This is a genomic window from Pseudoalteromonas sp. Z9A5 (assembly GCF_011378875.1).
Lineage (GTDB): Bacteria > Pseudomonadota > Gammaproteobacteria > Enterobacterales > Alteromonadaceae > Pseudoalteromonas.
This window is the reverse complement of the sequence record NZ_WTLC01000061.1, coordinates 1-18233: the sequence shown is the minus strand read 5'-3', so window position 1 is coordinate 18233 and position 18233 is coordinate 1. Positions and strand designations below refer to the sequence as shown.

The following is an 18233-nucleotide window of genomic DNA, read 5'->3' as shown; positions in this document are numbered from 1 at the left end:
TGCTCAGTGACTACTGGCGCTTCAACTTTAGCTGGCTGCTCAGTTACAACTGGGGCTTCAACTTTAGCTGGTTGCTCAGTGACTACTGGTGTTTCAACTTTAGCTGGCTGCTCAGTTTGTGCTTGTACTTCAACTTTAGCTAAGTCTTCAACAGCAATTGCTTGCTCAACTTGTTGAGATGCATTAACAACTGTTTCTTCAGACTTTGCTTTAAGTTCAGCTTCATACTCTGCAGCGGCTTGGTCAGCAACTGGCACGAATGCAGGAGCTTCATCTGACTTAGCTTCATTGCCTTCACCTTCAGGGCGACGACGACGTTGTCCTGATGCACGAAGATGACGAGGAGAACGACGAGAACGTGTACGCGTTTGTTCTTGATCGTCTTCAGTCGTTACTATTTCATCGTTAGATTCAACCGCGACTACTTCTTCTTTAATATGTGCTGCTTTCTCTGCAGGAGCTTGCGTTTGTTTTTCTACAACAGGTGCTTGCTCTTGAGCTTGTGGTTTCTCATCATTAACCACAGCTTGCTCAGTCGTTTGATCAGCTACTTTTACTTGCTCAGCATTTTCGTCTTGTAAACGTACTTTTTTACGTAAATTACGACGTTGGCGACGAACTTTAGGTTTTTGTTCCTTAGGCTCTTGTGCCGGAGCTGGTTTAGAATCAACTGCAACTTTTTCAGTTGTTTCTACCTTCGCAGGTACTTCTGATTTTACTTGCTCTTTATCTTCGCTTTTATGCTCAGGTCGCTTACGTGAATTAGGATTACGACGACGCTTATTGCGGTTTTCGCTTCTCTCTTGGTTCTCGTTTGTTACTGCAGGAGAATCAGTTTTAACTTCATCTTCGTTAGTAGTGCGTTCAACACGTGGTTTAGAGCGAGGATTATTACGACGACGTTGATTGTTATTACGACGACGATTATCGTTACCACGGCTCTTATTGCGAGCGTCTTGTTCTTGCTGTTCTTTATCAGCAGCTTCTTTTTTCTCTTCTACGGTTTCGCTAGCAAATAACGATTTAAACCATTTAGCAATAGCTTCAAATAATCCACTTTCAGCTTTCACTTCAACAACAGGAGCTTTAGCTACTGGCGCGGCTTGTGGAGCTGGCGTAGAAGGCATAACAACACCTTTTAGCATTGGCTCTTCACGAACCTGTGCTACTGGCGATTTAGACATTTCATATGCTTCAGGCTCTGGAGCAACAACTTGTTCATAGCTCACAGTTTCAAGAGTTTCGTCTTTACGCAAGCGCATTACTTCATAGTGTGGCGTTTCCATGTGCTGATTAGGAATAATCACTATGTCACAGCTATGCTGTTTTTCCATGCGCTGAACACTACGGCGTTGCTCATTTAATAAATAAGCGGCAACAGCAACAGGCACTTGAGCATTTACTTGTGTTGTGTTGTCTTTAATTGCTTCTTCTTCAATTAAACGAAGTATAGAAAGAGCAATTGATTCGTTAGAACGAATAGTACCTTGACCGCTACAACGAGGGCATGGTCCTTGGCTTGCTTCACCTAATGAAGGGCGCAGGCGCTGGCGCGACATTTCAAGTAAACCAAAACGAGATATTTTACCAATTTGTACACGAGCGCGATCTGGGCGAACTGCATCTTTTAAACGGTTTTCTACTTCACGCTGATGGCGTGGAGGAGTCATATCGATAAAGTCGATAACAATTAAACCACCTAAATCACGTAGACGTAATTGACGTGCAATTTCATCTGCTGCTTCTAGGTTGGTGTTAAGTGCTGTTTCTTCAATATCGCCGCCTTTAGTTGCCTTAGACGAGTTGATATCGATAGAAGTAAGTGCTTCAGTTGGGTCAATTACAATTGAACCACCTGACGGTAAGCGTACTTCACGTTGGAACGCAGACTCAATTTGACTTTCAATTTGGTAATGCGTAAATAATGGTGTGTCGCCTTGATAAAGTTTAACACGGCTCATGAAGTCAGGACGAAAGCGTTCAATATGTGCTTGCGCTTCTTCAAATACTCGTGGTTTATCAATTAAAATTTCACCAATATCACGACGTAAATAATCGCGAATTGCGCGGAATATTACGTTACTTTCTTGGTGGATTAAAAACGGTGCTTTAGCACTTTCAGCAGCAAGTCTTATTGCTTCCCAATGTACTAGTAACGCTTTTAAATCGTAGTTTAGTTCTTCAAATGATTTACCAACACCAGCAGTACGAACAATTAAGCCCATACCTTTAGGTAGCTCTAAACGACCAAGTGCTTCTTTAAGCTCTGTACGTTCATCACCTTCAATGCGTCGAGAAATACCGCCAGCACGTGGGTTGTTAGGCATAAGTACTAAGTAACTACCTGCAACACTAATAAAGGTAGTTAAAGCTGCGCCTTTTTGGCCACGCTCTTCTTTATCTACTTGAACTATTACTTCTTGACCTTCTTTGATCACGTCACGAATATTTGGACGACCGTGGAAAGTGTAACCTGCAGGGAAGTAAGTACGGGCAATTTCTTTTAAAGGAAGGAAACCATGACGATCAGCACCATATTCTACAAATGCTGCTTCAAGAGATGGTTCAATACGCGTGATTTTACCTTTATAAATATTAGCTTTTTTCTGTTCGTGACCTGGGCTTTCTATATCTAAATCATATAGGCGCTGGCCGTCAACCAGTGCTACACGCATTTCTTCTTGCTGCGTTGCATTGATTAGCATACGTTTCATATTATTACTCTACTAGTTTATGTCTCTGACATGACGATGTTTTCTCGCCTGTTCAGTTGTTCCTATTTTTAGAATGTGCAGCCTCACGACTGGGTCTTTAACGGAACGGCTCTGTATTTCCGTATGCAGTATTTTAAATGGTGGCAAACAATAGTGCGTAGTCACGCTATTAAATTCTTAATGGTGTAAAAGTGTCGGCTTTTCAGCTGCATTACACGTTTACCCAGAAGTCGGCCTGTCATATTAATCTTACTAAATATCATTCATATTAGGCGCGTAGGGCTCATTAAATCGTAAGCAATACACATACTTCATGTATCGCTAGTATTCGGTTTATGAGCAGTAGTCGCTGCCGATGTTAATGAACGCTTATTTTTTAGATTTTTTTAGTTCTAAATAAGCTGCTATACGGCACTACAATAATTGAGCAAATGCTGAACGACGTGTTTTTACGTCGCCACTATCAGACAAATTATCTGTTCATTGCTTTTTCTATCACATTAAAAATCGCTTCATGTTCAAACTTAACTTGCAATATATTACGCGCATTGCCGTTAATTGATCGCACGTGTTGACTAGGTATGTATAAAAGCTTTGGAAAACTTAACTCGGATCTGTATGATCGGCTACCCAGAATGTGCATCACGAATGTTTTAATGTGTTAAAAAGCACCGTTGTTATTTGCAAATATTAAATATTTGCGCTGCTGATTATCCCACTATTATTACAGTGTTAGCAACTAAATTATTTTACTTAAATTAGTGATTAGGCAATGTCAGAAAAAAACGACTTACAAGTAACTTATGTCACGATCAACGAAGACCATTTAGGTCAGCGAATTGATAACTTTCTTATTACCCATTTAAAAGGGGTGCCTAAAAGCGCTATTTATAAACTTTTACGAAAAGGCGAGGTACGCGTTAATAAAAAACGTATTAAGCCTGTATATAAACTGCAGCTTGAAGATGTTATTCGTATAGCGCCAATTAGAGTGGCTGAACGCGAAGAATTTGTACCAGCAAAACTTGATAAAGTAACACGCCTTGAAAATGATATTTTATTTGAAGATAAGTATCTTATTGTAATCAATAAACCATCAGGTATGGCAGTTCATGGCGGCAGTGGTTTAAGCTACGGCTTAATCGAAGCATTGCGCGTACTACGCCCTGAAGAACGTAGTTTAGAGCTTGTACATAGACTTGACCGTGATACATCGGGTTGTTTATTAATTTCTAAACGTCGCTCAGTACTGACAGCTTTACATGAACAGCTACGTGAAAAAACCATGGAAAAAAACTATTGGGCGTTAGTTAGCGGTCAATGGGATGGTAAAACTAAAAATGTAACCGAAGGGCTACGAAAAAACACACTTAAGTCGGGTGAGCGTGTGGTACGTGTTGATAATGTTGAAGGTAAACCGTCACATACTCGTTTTAAAGTACTTGAGCGTTTTGACGATTGCTCACTTGTACAAGCATCACCGGTTACAGGTCGTACGCATCAAATTCGTGTGCACACACAATGTAAAGGTCATGCTATTGCGTGCGATGATAAATATGGTGAACAAGAATTTGATGATTCAATGCGTAAAGTTGGTTTAAATCGTTTATTTTTACACGCACACGATTTAAGTTTTTATCATCCAAAAAATGAAACAACTATGCGAGTAGAAGCACCACTTGATAAAGCATTGAGTAGTTGCTTGCTTAAATTACGTGCTAGTAAAGCGTGATAAGTAATAAATCAGTCAAAAAGTACAAACTTGTCATTTTTGACTGGGACGGCACCGTTATGGATTCAATTACTAAAATAGTAAATTGTATTCGTAGTAGTGCCGTTGCACTTAATATTGTGCCGCCTAGCGATGAAGTAATTAAAAGCATTATTGGTATGTCGCTTGAAAAAGCAATTGACGTTTTATTTCCTGATAATGCAGCGCAGCACCAAGCGTTAATTTCAGGCTATAAATATCAATACAGTGTAGATACGACTCCCACTCCCGTATTTGCTAATGTTGCCAGCGTTTTAAATACTTTAAAAGAGCAGGGCATTATTTTAGCGGTTGCAACAGGTAAAGGTAGGGGTGGGTTAGAGCGTTTACTTGAACAAAGTCAATTACGTCATTTTTTTAGTGCAACGCGTACAAGCGATGAAGCGCAATCAAAGCCTTCTCCAGATATGTTGTATCAATTGCTTGAAGAACTTGGCATAAGCGCTAATGACGCTGTAATGATTGGTGATACTCAAATAGACATGACCATGGCAAAAGCTGCTGGCATGGATAGAATTGGCGTAACAATGGGTGTACACAACGCACAGCAGCTAAATAAGCTTAGCCCTGTTGCAACGGTAGATAATTATCTACAGCTGCAACACGTGTTAATTGGCTAGCTTTGTAATTAAAATTTGTTTTGGGCAGCTAATACATCTAAACCAAACTCAGCCAGCAATTGGCTGAGTTTAATTAATGGTAAACCAATTAAACTATTTGGATCGTCCCCAGTTAATTTTTCAAACAAGCAAATACCCAACCCTTCACTTTTAAAACTACCTGCGCAGTTGTAAGGTTGTTCTGCATCGCAATAAGCACTAATTTGTGCGTCACTTAGGGTTTTAAAAGTAACATTAAAGGGTTCAACACACGTTTTTTTATTACCAGTTACAATATCGTAAACACATAAACCCGTTAAAAATGTTACAGTATGCCCGCTAAATAAATTTAGTTGTTTTACGGCATTCTGTTTATTATGCGGTTTACCTAAAATTTGATTATTAAATACTGCGACCTGGTCTGATCCAATAGCTAAACCTTTGTTAAAGTGCTTATTTGCTACTGAAGCTTTTAATTCACTTAAACGCTTAACCAGCTCTGTGGGTGTTTCGCCTTCAAGTGCTGATTCGTCAACATCTGGTGAAAACGTATCAAATGGTAAATTAAATTTTTGTAATAAAGACTGCCTAAAAGGTGAGCTTGACGCTAAAATAAGTGGGTACTTCACGGATTTTTTCCTATGATAAATCAGATTGAGTTAGGATAAATCAGATCCGTAAGTAAAACACGTTAAAAACCACGTAAAAATGGTTTTTTACTTTGACTAACAAACTAACTATCTATATGATGCAGCCCCTATGCAAAAGGTGAAAATTCCCATCACTCTTCATCCAGGCAAAGCAGCGCAGCACCGTTTAAAGTATGACGGAATTGTACCGCTTGAAAAACTTACTCGTTTAGAGAAAGTTGTGCAGGAAGAAGTAGGTGAAATAGCGGTAAAAATTCATTGCAAAAACGATGATCAAGGTTTCGTTGTGATTAGAGGCAATTTGTCCACACACGTAACTGTCACTTGTCAACGTTGTAATGGTGATTTAGGGTTGGATTTGGTTCAAGACTTTGTATATTCTCCAGTAGGTGAAGACACTGAGTCAGATATTTTTCCAGAAGACTACGATGAAGTAGCGCTTGATGAAAATGGTGAAGTTAACGTTTTTGATTTAATCGAAGACGAACTAATTTTAGCAATTCCATTAGTTGCTACCCACAACGAAGCTTCATGCAGTTATTCAGCAAAGCCTGCCAGCTTTGGTGTTTTAAAGGCGGAAGATGATAAACCTAATCCATTTGATATTTTGAAACAACTTAAGAAAGATTCTTAGGAGAAGACTATGGCTGTACAAAAAAGCAAAAAGTCTCGTGCAAGACGCGGCATGCGCCGTTCACACGATGCGATCAGTGGTCCAACTTTAACTGTAGATCAAACATCTGGTGAGACTCATCGTCGTCACCATGTGACTGCAGATGGTTACTACAAAGGCGTTCAAGTAATTTCTAAATAAGAGATTGCTTTATGCTGAAAGATCTAACCATAGCGTTAGATATGATGGGGGGCGATTACGGCCCCCGTTCATCTATTCCCGCTGCCGTACATGCGGTAAACGTTCATGCCAACTTAACACTCATTTTGTGTGGTAACGAACACGTTATATCTAAAGAACTCGAATCCCTCGATTCTTTATCACATCCAAGATTAATTATTCGCCATTGTAGTGAAATAGTCACTAATGCTTGCGAACCTTCAATTGCTGTACGTTCAAAAAAAGATTCATCTATGCGTGTTGCCCTCGATTTGGTTAAATCGGGCGAAGCTCAAGCATGCGTAAGTTCTGGTAACACGGGTGCGTTATTTTTTATGGCTCACTATGTTTTAAAAATGCTACCAGGCGTTAAACGTGCCGCACTTATATCAGCTGTGCCTACTGAAGGTAAAAACCCAGTATATCTTCTAGATTTAGGCGCTAACGTGCACTGCGATGCCGAAATACTGTATCAGTTTGGCATTATGGGCTCAGTAGTTGCCGGTCAAGCATTGGGTTGTAACAACCCCAAAGTGAGTTTATTAAATATTGGTTCTGAAGACATAAAAGGTCATGAAGGCATTAAGCAAGCTGCGCAACTAATGCAACAAAGCCCTCATATAAATTATGTTGGTTACAGTGAAGGTAGTGACATTTTTACAGGCAAAGCCGATGTAATTGTATGCGAAGGCTTTGTAGGTAATGTAGCGCTCAAAACATGCGAAGGCATAGCAAAACTTATTATGAATAAGTTTACAGCAGCACTCGAAAAGCACCTTCTTTATAAATGTATGGCCTTTATACTTCGCCCAATCATAAAAAAACTCTATAAAAAGGTGAACCCCGACCAGTATAACGGTGCAAGTCTGGTAGGATTGCGCGGTATTGTCGTTAAAAGCCATGGGAATGCCTCAGCTAAGGCATTTCAAGCAGCGATCGATGAAGCGGTAAAAGAAGTTGAACGTCAACTTCCTGATAAAATAGCCGCAATTTTCGAAAAAACACATTCCGAAAACACGGCGGTTAATCAATAATTGATGTGCCGTGTTTTACAATAATATTTATTTGTTTAATTAAAAAGAGCAAAGTATGGCACAACAAATTGCACTTCTATTCCCAGGTCAAGGCTCACAAAGCGTTGGTATGTTACAAGAGTTACTAGAAAGCTCAGACATTGTTAAAGCAACGTTTGGCGAAGCGTCTGATGCATTAGGCTACGATCTCGCTGAGTTAGTACTTAATGGTCCAGAAGAAAAACTTAATGAAACACATCGTACTCAACCTGCATTATTAACGGCAAGTGTTGCTATTTATCGTCATTGGTTAGCAGCAAACCCTGATACAGATGTTGTTATGGCTGGCCACAGCTTAGGTGAATACTCTGCATTAGTATGCAGTGATGTTATTAGCTTGAGCGAAGCTGTTAAGCTTGTCGAAAATCGTGGTTTATACATGCAAGAGGCAGTACCAGCAGGTGTTGGTTCAATGGCTGCTATCATTGGTTTAGGTGATGCTGAAATTCAAGCTGCGTGCGATGCATCAGCACAAGGTGAGGTTGTTTCTCCAGTAAATTACAACTCGCCTGGTCAAGTTGTTATTGCAGGGCATAAAGCTGCAGTAGATAGAGCATCACAAGCATGTAAAGATGCAGGCGCTAAACGTGCGTTACCTCTTTCTGTAAGCGTGCCTTCACATTGTGAGTTAATGAAACCGGCTGCTGAAAAACTTGCAGCAGATTTAGCCGCTTTAACATTTAATACACCTAAGTGTGATGTAATTAATAATGTAGACGTGAAAGCTGAAGCAGCAGCTGATGCGATTAAAGAAGCATTAGTACGCCAATTATACAGCCCAGTACGCTGGACAGAAACAGTGCAAGCACTTGTTGCACAAGGTATTACGCAAAGTTACGAATTTGGTCCAGGTAAAGTATTAACTGGTCTTGCAAAACGAATTGATAAAGCAATGATTTGTGGCTCAGTAAACGACTGTGCTTCAATTGATGCAGCTAAATAAGAGTATATAAAATGTCTAACTTATTTTCTTTAGAGGGCAAAGTTGTCCTAATTACTGGCGCTAGCCGTGGTATTGGTAAAGCAATTGCAACAACTTTAATTGCACAAGGCGCGAAAGTAGCTGGTACAGCGACGAGTGAGTCTGGTGCAGCTAAAATTAGCGAATACCTAGGTGATAGCGGTAAAGGTTACGCATTAAATGTAACCGATGCTGCTTCTATAGAAGCAACTTTAGCAGCAATTAAAGCTGATTTAGGCGATATTGACGTACTTGTAAACAACGCAGGTATTACACGCGATAATTTATTAATGCGTATGAAAGATGATGAGTGGAATGATATTATCGACACCAACTTAAGCTCAATCTTCCGCTTATCTAAAGCAGTATTACGACCAATGATGAAGAAAAGAAACGGTCGTATTATCAACATAGGCTCAGTAGTGGGCACTATGGGCAATGCAGGTCAAGCTAACTATGCAGCTGCAAAAGCAGGTGTTATTGGCTTTTCTAAGTCATTAGCTCGTGAAGTTGCATCGCGTGGTATTACAGTAAACGTTGTATCACCTGGTTTTATTCAAACAGATATGACCGATGAGTTAACAGAAGATCAAAAAGCAGCTACACTCGCTAATGTACCAGCAGGACGTTTGGGTCAGCCAGATGAAATTGCTGCTGCAGTTTGTTACCTAGCATCAGATGCTGCTGCTTATGTTTCAGGCGAAACTTTGCATGTAAATGGTGCGATGTACATGGTTTAATCGCCATTTAATTTGCACTGTAACCAAATTAAGTTGAGCAGGGCATCTAAAAAACATTGAATTTTTAGTAAACTTGCTTTAAACATACTTGAAATCGCTGCGAAAATAAGCGATAAAAGATAAAACAAACACTCAGAGGTTTGACCAGACAATTATTTATGGTCAAATCATTGAATCAGAGAATTATGCGGCGTAAACTACGCGGCAATCTGAAAATAACGCATTGGCGTTTTTAATAAAGGAAAGAAGAATGAGCGATATCCAAGAACGCGTAAAGAAAATTATCATCGAACAGCTAGGTGTTAAAGAAGAAGAAGTTAAAAACGAATCTTCTTTCGTAGATGACCTAGGTGCAGATTCTCTTGATACTGTTGAACTAGTTATGGCTCTTGAAGAAGAGTTTGATACTGAGATCCCAGATGAAGAAGCTGAAAAGATCACTACAGTACAAACTGCAATCGATTACGTTACAGCTCACGCTGAGTAATTAATCGCAAATTAAGGGCAGCATTCGCTGCCCTTAATTTATATATCCAAACCACCTCAAAGTACACGATCCGAAACCCAAACCTTAACGTCCAATTTTAACTAACAATTATTTTTGCGTGTGTTATGCGTTTTTAATCTATTTTGGGACTAGCACTTTGAGGTAGCTTGGGTATGATCACATACTTATAAAAATAATCCCTTATTGGAGGCAAACCGTGGCTAAACGTCGAGTTGTCGTAACTGGCTTAGGAATGTTGACGCCGCTAGGTAATGATGTGCAATCAACCTGGCAAGGCTTATTAGATGGTAAAAGTGGTATTCAAACAATAACTCACTTTGATACATCAAAATTTGGTACAAAGTTCGCTGGTTTAATTAACGACTTTGATGCATCGGCATACATGCAACCTAAAGATGCTAAAAAAATGGATTTATTTATCCAATATGGCATTGCAGCAGGTGTACAAGCCTTTCAAGATTCTGGTCTAGAAGTAACTGAGCAAAATGCAACACGTATTGGTGTAGCGGTAGGCTCTGGTATTGGTGGATTAACACTTATTGAAGAAAACCACATTAAACTATTAAATAGTGGTCCACGTAAGTTATCGCCGTTCTATGTACCATCAACCATTATTAATATGATCTCTGGTCATTTATCAATAATGCATGGGCTTCGTGGTCCAAATATATCTATTGTTACCGCGTGTACAACTGGTTTGCACAACATAGGTCATGCTGCACGTATGATTGCTTATGGTGATGCAGATGCAATGGTTGCCGGCGGTGCAGAAAAAGCCTGTACTCCAATTGGTATGGGTGGTTTTAATGCAGCACGCGCACTATCGACACGTAACGACGATCCACAAGCGGCTTCTCGCCCTTGGGATAAAGACCGCGACGGTTTTGTATTGTCGGATGGTGCTGGCGTTGTTGTTGTTGAAGAATATGAACATGCTAAAGCACGTGGCGCTAAAATTTATGCAGAGCTAGTAGGTTTTGGCATGAGTGGCGATGCTTACCACATGACATCTCCACCGGAAGATGGTGCTGGTGCAGCGCTTGCAATGGAAAACGCATTAAACGATGCGCAAGTAAATGCAGAGCAAGTGGGCTACATTAATGCACACGGTACATCTACAAATGCTGGCGACAAAGCAGAAACCTCAGCGGTTAAATCTATATTTGGCAATGCAGCAAAAGATGTAATGGTTGGTTCGTCTAAGTCAATGATGGGTCACTTACTCGGCGCTGCTGGTTCGGTAGAGTCTATTATTTCGATTTTATCGCTAACAGACCAAAAAGTGTCGCCAACTATTAACCTTGATAATCCTGATGAAGGGTGTGATTTAGATTACATTGCTCACACCGCACGTGATGCAAAGTTAGACTTTGCGCTATGTAACTCGTTTGGTTTTGGTGGTACTAATGGCTCGTTGCTATTTAAAAAGGTATAATCTTTTTTAACAACGAATCAAATTATAAGAGCTCAGTTGTTTAACTGGGCTTTTTTTATATGCATAAAACAATAAAGCACACACAAACAATTATCGTAGCGGGAAAAAGTAGCGTTATAAGTACATCCGATCGTGGTTTAAACTATGGTGACGGCTTTTTTACAACCGCAAAAGTAGTCAGCGGGCAAGTACAGCACTGGTCATATCATAAGGCACGTTTAGCTGAGTGCGCAGCACGATTGGGTTTTCCTCAAATAGATTTTAATAATCTTGAAAAGCATATTACTAAGCAAATAGCAGAGCAAACACTCAGTGTACTAAAAATTGTAATTACACGAGGAGAAGGCGGGCGTGGCTATGGTTTACCTAGTGAATATAATTTAACTATTGTAGTAAGTGTTTTAGATTACCCAAAAAATTACAAGACACTTTCTCATATGGGTTTAAGCCTTAATGTTAGTCCTATTAAATTAGCCTCTCAACCATTACTTGCAGGGCTTAAAACTCTAAACCGCCTTGAACAAGTATTGATAAAAAAAGCAATGCAAACACAAGATTGCGACGATGTACTTGTGCTCGATTACAACAATAATGTGATAGAAGCGTCTGCGGCAAATATTTTTGCCATTAAGCATAATAAATTATTTACGCCACAGCTTGATGAGTGCGGTATAAAGGGTGTTTATCTACAATCGTTATGTGATAAATTACCCGTTGAATTTAAGCGTGTTGGTGTGGATGAGTTAATCAATGCAGATGCGGTTTTTGTATGCAACAGCTTAATGGGTGCAGTGCCTGTACGTAGCATAGAACAGCACATATTTAATGTTAAGCAGAGCCAGTTATTATTAAACGAATTATTAGCCAAGGAGGCTAAGTGTTAAAAGTTATTTTATCGGTATTATTGTTAGCGCTTATTACAACCGCAATTGGGTATCAGCAAATACAATCAACAATAAACAGCCCATTACAGGTAGCAAATAGCACGCAATTTGAAGTCAAACATGGCACTGGCTTTAATCAGTTATGTCGTCAATGGCAAGCAAATAAATGGGTGGAAGACTGTTGGCGCTACCAAGTTATTGCAAAGCTAGACCCAACCCTTACCGATTTAAAAGCAGGACTTTACGAGCTTAATAACGATAGTGTTATCGAAAATATTAAAAAAATAAACCAAGGTCAGCAAGTAAACTTTATTTTTACTATAATTGAAGGTCAATCGCTTCGTGATATATTGACCGTAATTAAAAGCGCCAGTAATTTACAAAACGATTTAAAGGTAGATAAATTAAGTGAGCAACTACTAGGAAATAACTCAAACCTAGAAGGTTGGTTGTTTCCAGATACGTATCATTATCATAATAACGATACAGCAAGTAGTGTACTAAAACGTGCAGTTCAAAAAATGCAGCTAACGTTAAGTAATGCGTGGGAGCAACGAGCTGCTGATTTACCGTACAAAACAGCATACGAAGCTTTAATAATGGCATCGATTATAGAAAAAGAAACAGGCCTTGCAAGCGAGCGCCCGTTAATTGCTTCTGCATTTGTAAACCGATTAAACACTAATATGCGTCTTCAAACCGACCCTACCGTAATATATGGCTTAGGAGAGGGGTTTGATGGCGATATTAAACGTAAAGATTTACGTGATTACACACCCTATAATACGTACCGTATTAATGGTTTACCGCCAACACCTATTGCTATGCCGTCAAAAGCCGCTATTTTAGCTGCTGTTAATCCGCCGCAAACGCAATACGTTTATTTTGTATCAAAAGGCGATGGCAGCCACCAATTTTCGACCACATTAAAACAACATAATGCGGCAGTTAACACATACATATTAAATAAAAAGAACTAACTCTTTTATGAAACCAAAATTTATAGTAATTGAAGGCCTAGAAGGCGCAGGTAAATCGACAGCTATTTCGTTATGCCAAGATTTTTTAAATAAAAAGCATATCGACTTTATTAATGTACGCGAACCAGGTGGAACACCACTGGCCGAGTCGCTACGTACTCTAGTAAAAGCTGAGCACGAAGAAGAAATAGCATTCGAGACTGAGCTTTTAATTATGTACGCCGCACGTTCGCAATTAATGCATAACGTAATTAACCCAGCACTTGAGCAAGGTAAGTGGATACTTGCTGATCGCCATGACTTATCGTCTCAGGCGTATCAGGGCGGTGGGCGCGGTATTAGTTCAAATACATTAGCTTCGCTATCCTCAATGGTATTAAAAGGATTAAAGCCCGATTTAACTATTTACCTTGATATTGACCCTGTTATTGGTCTTGAGCGTGCAAAAGGACGTGGTGAGCTAGATCGAATAGAGCAAGAAGCTATCGAGTTTTTTCAGCGAACACGTATGCGCTACGTAGAGCTTGCAAATGACGATTCATCAATTAAAACTGTAGATGCAAATCAAGACATAGACAAAGTACACCGCGATATAACCCATGTATTACGCACGTTTTTTGACGGATTAAAATAACATGGCATTGCCTTGGTTACATGATGTACAGCAACGCTTAGCACAAAGCTTTCGTGGTCAGCGTTTTCATCATGCACAACTATTTTGTGGACCGACGGGTGTAGGTAAATTTGAACTGAGCGATCAGTTAGCAAATGCATTACTGTGTCAAAATACAGTAGAGCGCTTAACTGTACCAAACAGTATTTTATCGCCTTGTGGACAATGTAAAAGCTGCTTGTTAACACTTGCTGGTACTCACCCCGACAAACGATTAACGCAAGTCGACGGGCAAAGCATAGGCGTAGATGATATACGCGGTATTAGTGATTTTATGAATCACTCAGCAGCACAAAATGGTAATAAAGTCGTTATTATCGAAAACTGCGAAAAAATGACTACAGCCGCAGCAAATGCACTTTTAAAAACATTAGAAGAGCCAAGTAATAGCCGATTTTTAATATTAACGACAAGCCAACCAGCACAGCTACCAGCCACTATTTTAAGTCGTTGCGCTAAAACCGATGTAAAAGTAACAAATATCGAACTTGCACAACAATGGCTTGAGTCGTTACAGATTACAGGTTACAACTGGTTACCGCTTTTTTACAGCCAACCATTGCAAGTAAAGCAATGGCAAGAACAAAATCAGCTCGAAAGCATTGATACACTTTATAAATTTGCAACTGGGTTTAAACAAAGCCATAATTTTAAAGCGTTAGTCGATATAATAAATAAACAGCCTGAACTTGTTCGTATATTTACATTATTTTTAAGCGAACAATTAAAGCAACAACTTATGCAAGGCATGAGTTTTGACGCTTATCAAATTGCACAACAAGCTCTGAGTGAGTTTTTACAAAATAACACTAAAATACTCGGGCTTAATTTACCACTCGCGGTGTCGCGACTAGCTTACACACTACGAAACACTTAAAAGGACTAAACATGCAAGAGCTCTTAGTAGATATAGACGACCTAGACGAATTGTACCGTTGTTACATGCCTTACATAAAAAAAGGTGGCTTGTTTGTACGTACAAATATGCGCTATGAAGTAGGGCACTCATTGGCTTTACGTGTAACGCTCCCCGATGCCCTAGAAGATGACGTAGTAACAGGTAAAGTTGCTTGGATCACTCCACAAGGTGCACAAAGTTCTAACCCGCCGGGTATTGGTATTAGCTTTTTAGATGACAAAACAAACCTAAACGCTAAGATCGAAAAACTACTAGGGACTATGTTAAACTCTGGTAATCCAACTTATACCATGTAGTAAGCATTAATTGTGATTGTAGATTCTCATTGCCATTTAGACCGTCTTGATTTTGATAAACTTGATTTAAACCTCGACCAAGTGCTAGATAACGCACGTGCAAAAAAGGTTGAACACTTTTTATGTGTAAGTGTAACCCTTGATCAGTTCCCAAGTATGCTTGATAAAATTAAGCATTACGACGATGTATCAGCCTCATGTGGCGTGCATCCACTTGATCAAAAAGATGCGCTTAACAAGCAACAGTTAATCGACCTAGCTTCTCACGAAAAAGTAGTCGCCATTGGCGAAACAGGTCTGGATTATTATTACTCACAAGATACCCACGCAGTGCAACAAGCCAGCTTTGTTGGGCACATAGAAGTAGCTAACGAATTACAGAAACCGTTAATAATTCATACCCGCGATGCGCGTGCAGACACCATTAACTTAATGCGTGAGCACAAAGCAGAAAACTGTGGTGGTGTACTACATTGTTTTACCGAAGATTGGGATATGGCTAAAAAAGCGATTGATATGGGCTTTTATATTTCTATTTCGGGCATTGTTACTTTTAAAAATGCAGTAGAGCTAAAAGAAGTTGTAAAGCAAATACCGCTTGATCGCCTACTAATAGAAACAGATTCACCTTATTTAGCGCCAGTCCCGTACCGTGGTAAAACTAATCAGCCAGCTTATGTAGAAGATGTTGCTTATTACATTAGCGAGTTAAAGGGCATTAGTTTTAATGAACTTGCAAAAGCAACCACCGACAATTTTTATTCTTTATTTAAATTAGCAGCTAAAGGCTAAAAAATGACAACTCACACGGCGCAACTTCCTGTTTTACTAATGGGACCAATGGTGCGCCGTGCAGAGCAAACCGGTATGTGTATTCAGTTTGCAACATCTGAGTCTGCAAATTGTCGTGTAGAGCTTATAAACCACGAATGCTATAGCGAACAACAAAGCATTACACTGGGTAAGCATTTACATCTTCATTTTATAATCATTAAGCCTATAAATAATCAGTTTCCGCTTGATAGCTTACTTAGTTATTCACTTTTTATTAATGGCAGCGCAATTGACTTATCTCCATGGTGCTTTAGCAACAAGCAAGCTCCCGCATTTGTAATACCTAATAAACTCGATGATATTTTACATGGTTCATGTCGTAATGCGCATCACCCATCAAAAGACAGCTTAGTATCGGCAAGTCATTGGCAAAACACCCAGCGTGGTAATAACAATCAAGGCGCACAATTACTTTTACTCAGTGGGGATCAGGTTTACGCTGATGACGTAGCAGGTCCTATGCTACTTGTTATTCATCAGCTAATTAGCAAGCTCGGTATTTATAAAGAACAACCGCTAGCGCTTACCTTACCAAATGACATAAACGCGCAATTGTATAATCGCCACCACTTTTTACCAAAAACACCTTGGCAAAAACGTCCAAAGTTTGGTGTTGGCTATTGGTTAAGAAAAGATGAACCGCATTTTTCAAGCATAAAAGCCCATAATCATCTTATTCATTTTGAAGAATATGTTGCATTGTACTTACTTAACTTTAGTGCTGCGGCATGGCAATGTGTTGATATAAAAAATACAACTTACCAAAGTAAAAACTCACAAAATCAAATTATTTTTAACGCCGAAAAAACTGCTTTAATTAATTACTCTCAAGGCTTAAAAGAAGTTGAAAAGTTGTTTGCTAACGTATCAACGTTAATGATGTTTGATGATCACGATGTAACTGATGATTGGAACCTTACAGCAGGGTGGGAGCAAGCAATAAATAACAACCCAAGCAGTAAGCGCATAGTAAATAATGGTCTAATCAGCTATTGGTTGTTTCAGGGCATGGGTAACGATGCACTAACAAAAACCAGTGTATTAGTTACCCCGTTTAAAGAAAGCCTAGCAGCTAATAATATTTGGGAGTTAAAAGCGTTTGATAAACCGTTAAACGATTTTAACGACTGGCATTACGAACTAACTACAACACCAAAAGTGGTGGTTTTAGATACACGTACACACCGTTGGCGTAATGAGAAAAACTTTAACGAACCTTCCGGTTTACTAGATTGGAAACGCCTCACAGAGCTGGAGGCGAGCCTATTAAGCCACAATCAAGTTATTATTGTATCGCCTGCTCCTGTATTTGGTGTTAAATCAATAGAAGCAATTCAGGCACTTTTTAATATGTGTGGTCAGCCATTAATGGTCGATGTAGAAAACTGGATGGCACATGAAGGTTCTGCCAAAAAATTACTCGACACATTTAGACGAACAGACACCCCAAACGAAACCCTTATTTTATCAGGGGATGTACATTACTCGTTTTGTTTTTCTGTGCAAAAACGTTTTGGCGATCACCCCAATCGAATTTGGCAGCTTACCGCCAGTGGGATCAAAAACGAATTCCCGCGTAAATTAATAAACATTCTCGATAAGCTCGACTCAATATTGTATGGACCAAAAAGTCCACTTAACTTTTTTACTAAACGCTGGCACATGGAAGTAGATAAACATAAAACAATTGGTGAAGGGCAAAAGTATTTAGTGAGTGACTCAGCTATTAGTTTAATAACGTTAGAACAAGGTAATTTAGCCCGCTACCAGTTAATACATGGCGATGGGCATTTAACTGAGTTTGATTTAGAAGAGCAATAAGTTATTAACTAAAGCAGTTAACTCAAAAACCTACCGCACAAAGATAAGTAAATGATAATAACAAGCTATTAGGCAGTTGTTTTTACCCCTAAAAGCGAAGCCCTTATAATCTCTTTATAAATAGGTCATTAACGGGATTTGCCCGTCACGTAAGCAAACTGTGAGCCTTGTATCTACGAAAAGCCACAAATCTATACTTTGGCGGTAGATGTAGAGCTTGCTCACGTGAAAAGCGTAGCTTTTAATTACTTAAATAAAACACTATTCACAAAGAGAAGTGAAAAAGGAGTAAATGAGAAGACATAAGCCAAGAATAGCTTTAAATTAATATCTTCCTCTAAAAGCGAACCGCCTCATAACCTTTTTGTTCATAAATTACTTTACGGGCTTTGTGCCCGTCACGCAAGCAAGCTTCGCGTCTACAAGTTAAACACACAGCTATACTTTGGCTGTAGATACCATCTCTCATTTTAAGCTTCAAGGTCGTATTTAACTTTCTTGGAGCTTAAACGCTTCTTGGTTTTTTATTACACCAAAACATAT

At 39.3% G+C, this 18233-nt stretch carries 18 protein-coding genes; 16 read left to right on the top strand and 2 right to left on the bottom strand.

The features are described 5' to 3' along the window. Window positions 1-2714, bottom strand: a 2714-nt coding sequence (gene rne / locus GQR56_RS19970; protein WP_166114883.1) for a ribonuclease E, incomplete at its 3' end; no start/stop codon positions are given. 772 nt (window positions 2715-3486) lie between these two features. On the opposite strand from rne, the gene rluC reads away from it, so the two are divergent. Both rluC and GQR56_RS19960 read left to right on the top strand, forming a co-directional pair. Further along, complete coding sequence (gene rluC / locus GQR56_RS19965) at window positions 3487-4446, top strand: 23S rRNA pseudouridine(955/2504/2580) synthase RluC (protein WP_024612910.1); 960 nt, start codon at window positions 3487-3489, stop codon at window positions 4444-4446. Beyond that, complete coding sequence (locus GQR56_RS19960; protein WP_166114880.1) at window positions 4443-5105, top strand: HAD-IA family hydrolase; 663 nt, start codon at window positions 4443-4445, stop codon at window positions 5103-5105. Before rluC ends, GQR56_RS19960 begins: the two co-directional genes overlap by 4 nt. Window positions 5106-5113: 8 nt before the next feature. Here GQR56_RS19960 and GQR56_RS19955 read toward each other — a convergent pair whose 3' ends face one another. Further along, window positions 5114-5713, bottom strand: coding sequence for a Maf family protein (locus GQR56_RS19955; protein ID WP_024612912.1), 600 nt, complete (start codon window positions 5711-5713; stop codon window positions 5114-5116). A 130-nt stretch (window positions 5714-5843) separates the two neighbouring features. On the opposite strand from GQR56_RS19955, the gene yceD reads away from it, so the two are divergent. From yceD to GQR56_RS19885, 14 genes are all read left to right on the top strand, one after another. Further along, the gene (yceD, locus tag GQR56_RS19950) at window positions 5844-6368 is read left to right on the top strand and encodes a 23S rRNA accumulation protein YceD (RefSeq protein ID WP_166114877.1); all 525 of its coding nucleotides are present in this window, start codon (window positions 5844-5846) and stop codon (window positions 6366-6368) included. 9 nt (window positions 6369-6377) lie between these two features. Further along, window positions 6378-6548 (top strand): 50S ribosomal protein L32, encoded by a 171-nt coding sequence (rpmF, locus tag GQR56_RS19945; protein WP_002962381.1) that lies wholly within the window; start codon window positions 6378-6380, stop codon window positions 6546-6548. An 11-nt stretch (window positions 6549-6559) separates the two neighbouring features. Then, complete coding sequence (gene plsX, locus GQR56_RS19940; protein ID WP_024612914.1) at window positions 6560-7600, top strand: phosphate acyltransferase PlsX; 1041 nt, start codon at window positions 6560-6562, stop codon at window positions 7598-7600. 55 nt (window positions 7601-7655) lie between these two features. Continuing rightward, complete coding sequence (gene fabD / locus GQR56_RS19935) at window positions 7656-8582, top strand: ACP S-malonyltransferase (RefSeq protein ID WP_166114874.1); 927 nt, start codon at window positions 7656-7658, stop codon at window positions 8580-8582. 11 nt (window positions 8583-8593) lie between these two features. Next, window positions 8594-9340: a 3-oxoacyl-ACP reductase FabG gene (fabG, locus tag GQR56_RS19930; protein ID WP_166114871.1), complete on the top strand. Its 747-nt coding sequence runs from the start codon at window positions 8594-8596 to the stop codon at window positions 9338-9340. A 250-nt stretch (window positions 9341-9590) separates the two neighbouring features. After that, window positions 9591-9827: an acyl carrier protein gene (acpP, locus tag GQR56_RS19925; protein WP_002962377.1), complete on the top strand. Its 237-nt coding sequence runs from the start codon at window positions 9591-9593 to the stop codon at window positions 9825-9827. A gap of 217 nt (window positions 9828-10044) precedes the next feature. Next, window positions 10045-11283, top strand: a complete 1239-nt coding sequence (gene fabF, locus GQR56_RS19920; protein ID WP_024612915.1) for a beta-ketoacyl-ACP synthase II — start codon at window positions 10045-10047, stop codon at window positions 11281-11283. A gap of 59 nt (window positions 11284-11342) precedes the next feature. Then, window positions 11343-12167 (top strand): aminodeoxychorismate lyase, encoded by an 825-nt coding sequence (gene pabC, locus GQR56_RS19915; RefSeq protein ID WP_024612916.1) that lies wholly within the window; start codon window positions 11343-11345, stop codon window positions 12165-12167. Next, the gene (gene mltG, locus GQR56_RS19910; protein ID WP_166114868.1) at window positions 12161-13147 is read left to right on the top strand and encodes an endolytic transglycosylase MltG; all 987 of its coding nucleotides are present in this window, start codon (window positions 12161-12163) and stop codon (window positions 13145-13147) included. Before pabC ends, mltG begins: the two co-directional genes overlap by 7 nt. Window positions 13148-13154: 7 nt before the next feature. Then, the gene (tmk, locus tag GQR56_RS19905) at window positions 13155-13781 is read left to right on the top strand and encodes a dTMP kinase (protein ID WP_166114865.1); all 627 of its coding nucleotides are present in this window, start codon (window positions 13155-13157) and stop codon (window positions 13779-13781) included. A gap of 1 nt (window position 13782) precedes the next feature. Beyond that, window positions 13783-14697 carry an AAA family ATPase gene (locus tag GQR56_RS19900; protein WP_166114862.1) on the top strand — a complete coding sequence of 305 codons (915 nt, stop codon included), beginning with the start codon at window positions 13783-13785 and terminating at the stop codon, window positions 14695-14697. Between the two features lie 11 nt (window positions 14698-14708). Beyond that, window positions 14709-15035, top strand: a complete 327-nt coding sequence (locus GQR56_RS19895; RefSeq protein ID WP_166114860.1) for a PilZ domain-containing protein — start codon at window positions 14709-14711, stop codon at window positions 15033-15035. A 12-nt stretch (window positions 15036-15047) separates the two neighbouring features. After that, window positions 15048-15827, top strand: a complete 780-nt coding sequence (locus GQR56_RS19890; protein ID WP_166114858.1) for a YchF/TatD family DNA exonuclease — start codon at window positions 15048-15050, stop codon at window positions 15825-15827. A gap of 3 nt (window positions 15828-15830) precedes the next feature. After that, window positions 15831-17690 carry an alkaline phosphatase D family protein gene (locus GQR56_RS19885; RefSeq protein WP_166114855.1) on the top strand — a complete coding sequence of 620 codons (1860 nt, stop codon included), beginning with the start codon at window positions 15831-15833 and terminating at the stop codon, window positions 17688-17690. The last annotated feature ends 543 nt before the right edge of the window (window positions 17691-18233 follow it).

What these genes read in the sequence shown, in the direction of transcription:
- GQR56_RS19885 (WP_166114855.1), top strand. Translation starts at nt 15,831, where the DNA reads ATGACAACTCACACGGCGCAACTTCCTGTTTTACTAATGGGACCAATG.
- fabD (WP_166114874.1), top strand. Translation starts at nt 7,656, where the DNA reads ATGGCACAACAAATTGCACTTCTATTCCCAGGTCAAGGCTCACAAAGC.
- GQR56_RS19895 (WP_166114860.1), top strand. Translation starts at nt 14,709, where the DNA reads ATGCAAGAGCTCTTAGTAGATATAGACGACCTAGACGAATTGTACCGT.
- pabC (WP_024612916.1), top strand. Translation starts at nt 11,343, where the DNA reads ATGCATAAAACAATAAAGCACACACAAACAATTATCGTAGCGGGAAAA.
- rpmF (WP_002962381.1), top strand. Translation starts at nt 6,378, where the DNA reads ATGGCTGTACAAAAAAGCAAAAAGTCTCGTGCAAGACGCGGCATGCGC.
- rluC (WP_024612910.1), top strand. Translation starts at nt 3,487, where the DNA reads ATGTCAGAAAAAAACGACTTACAAGTAACTTATGTCACGATCAACGAA.
- fabG (WP_166114871.1), top strand. Translation starts at nt 8,594, where the DNA reads ATGTCTAACTTATTTTCTTTAGAGGGCAAAGTTGTCCTAATTACTGGC.
- GQR56_RS19900 (WP_166114862.1), top strand. Translation starts at nt 13,783, where the DNA reads ATGGCATTGCCTTGGTTACATGATGTACAGCAACGCTTAGCACAAAGC.
- plsX (WP_024612914.1), top strand. Translation starts at nt 6,560, where the DNA reads ATGCTGAAAGATCTAACCATAGCGTTAGATATGATGGGGGGCGATTAC.
- yceD (WP_166114877.1), top strand. Translation starts at nt 5,844, where the DNA reads ATGCAAAAGGTGAAAATTCCCATCACTCTTCATCCAGGCAAAGCAGCG.
- acpP (WP_002962377.1), top strand. Translation starts at nt 9,591, where the DNA reads ATGAGCGATATCCAAGAACGCGTAAAGAAAATTATCATCGAACAGCTA.
- tmk (WP_166114865.1), top strand. Translation starts at nt 13,155, where the DNA reads ATGAAACCAAAATTTATAGTAATTGAAGGCCTAGAAGGCGCAGGTAAA.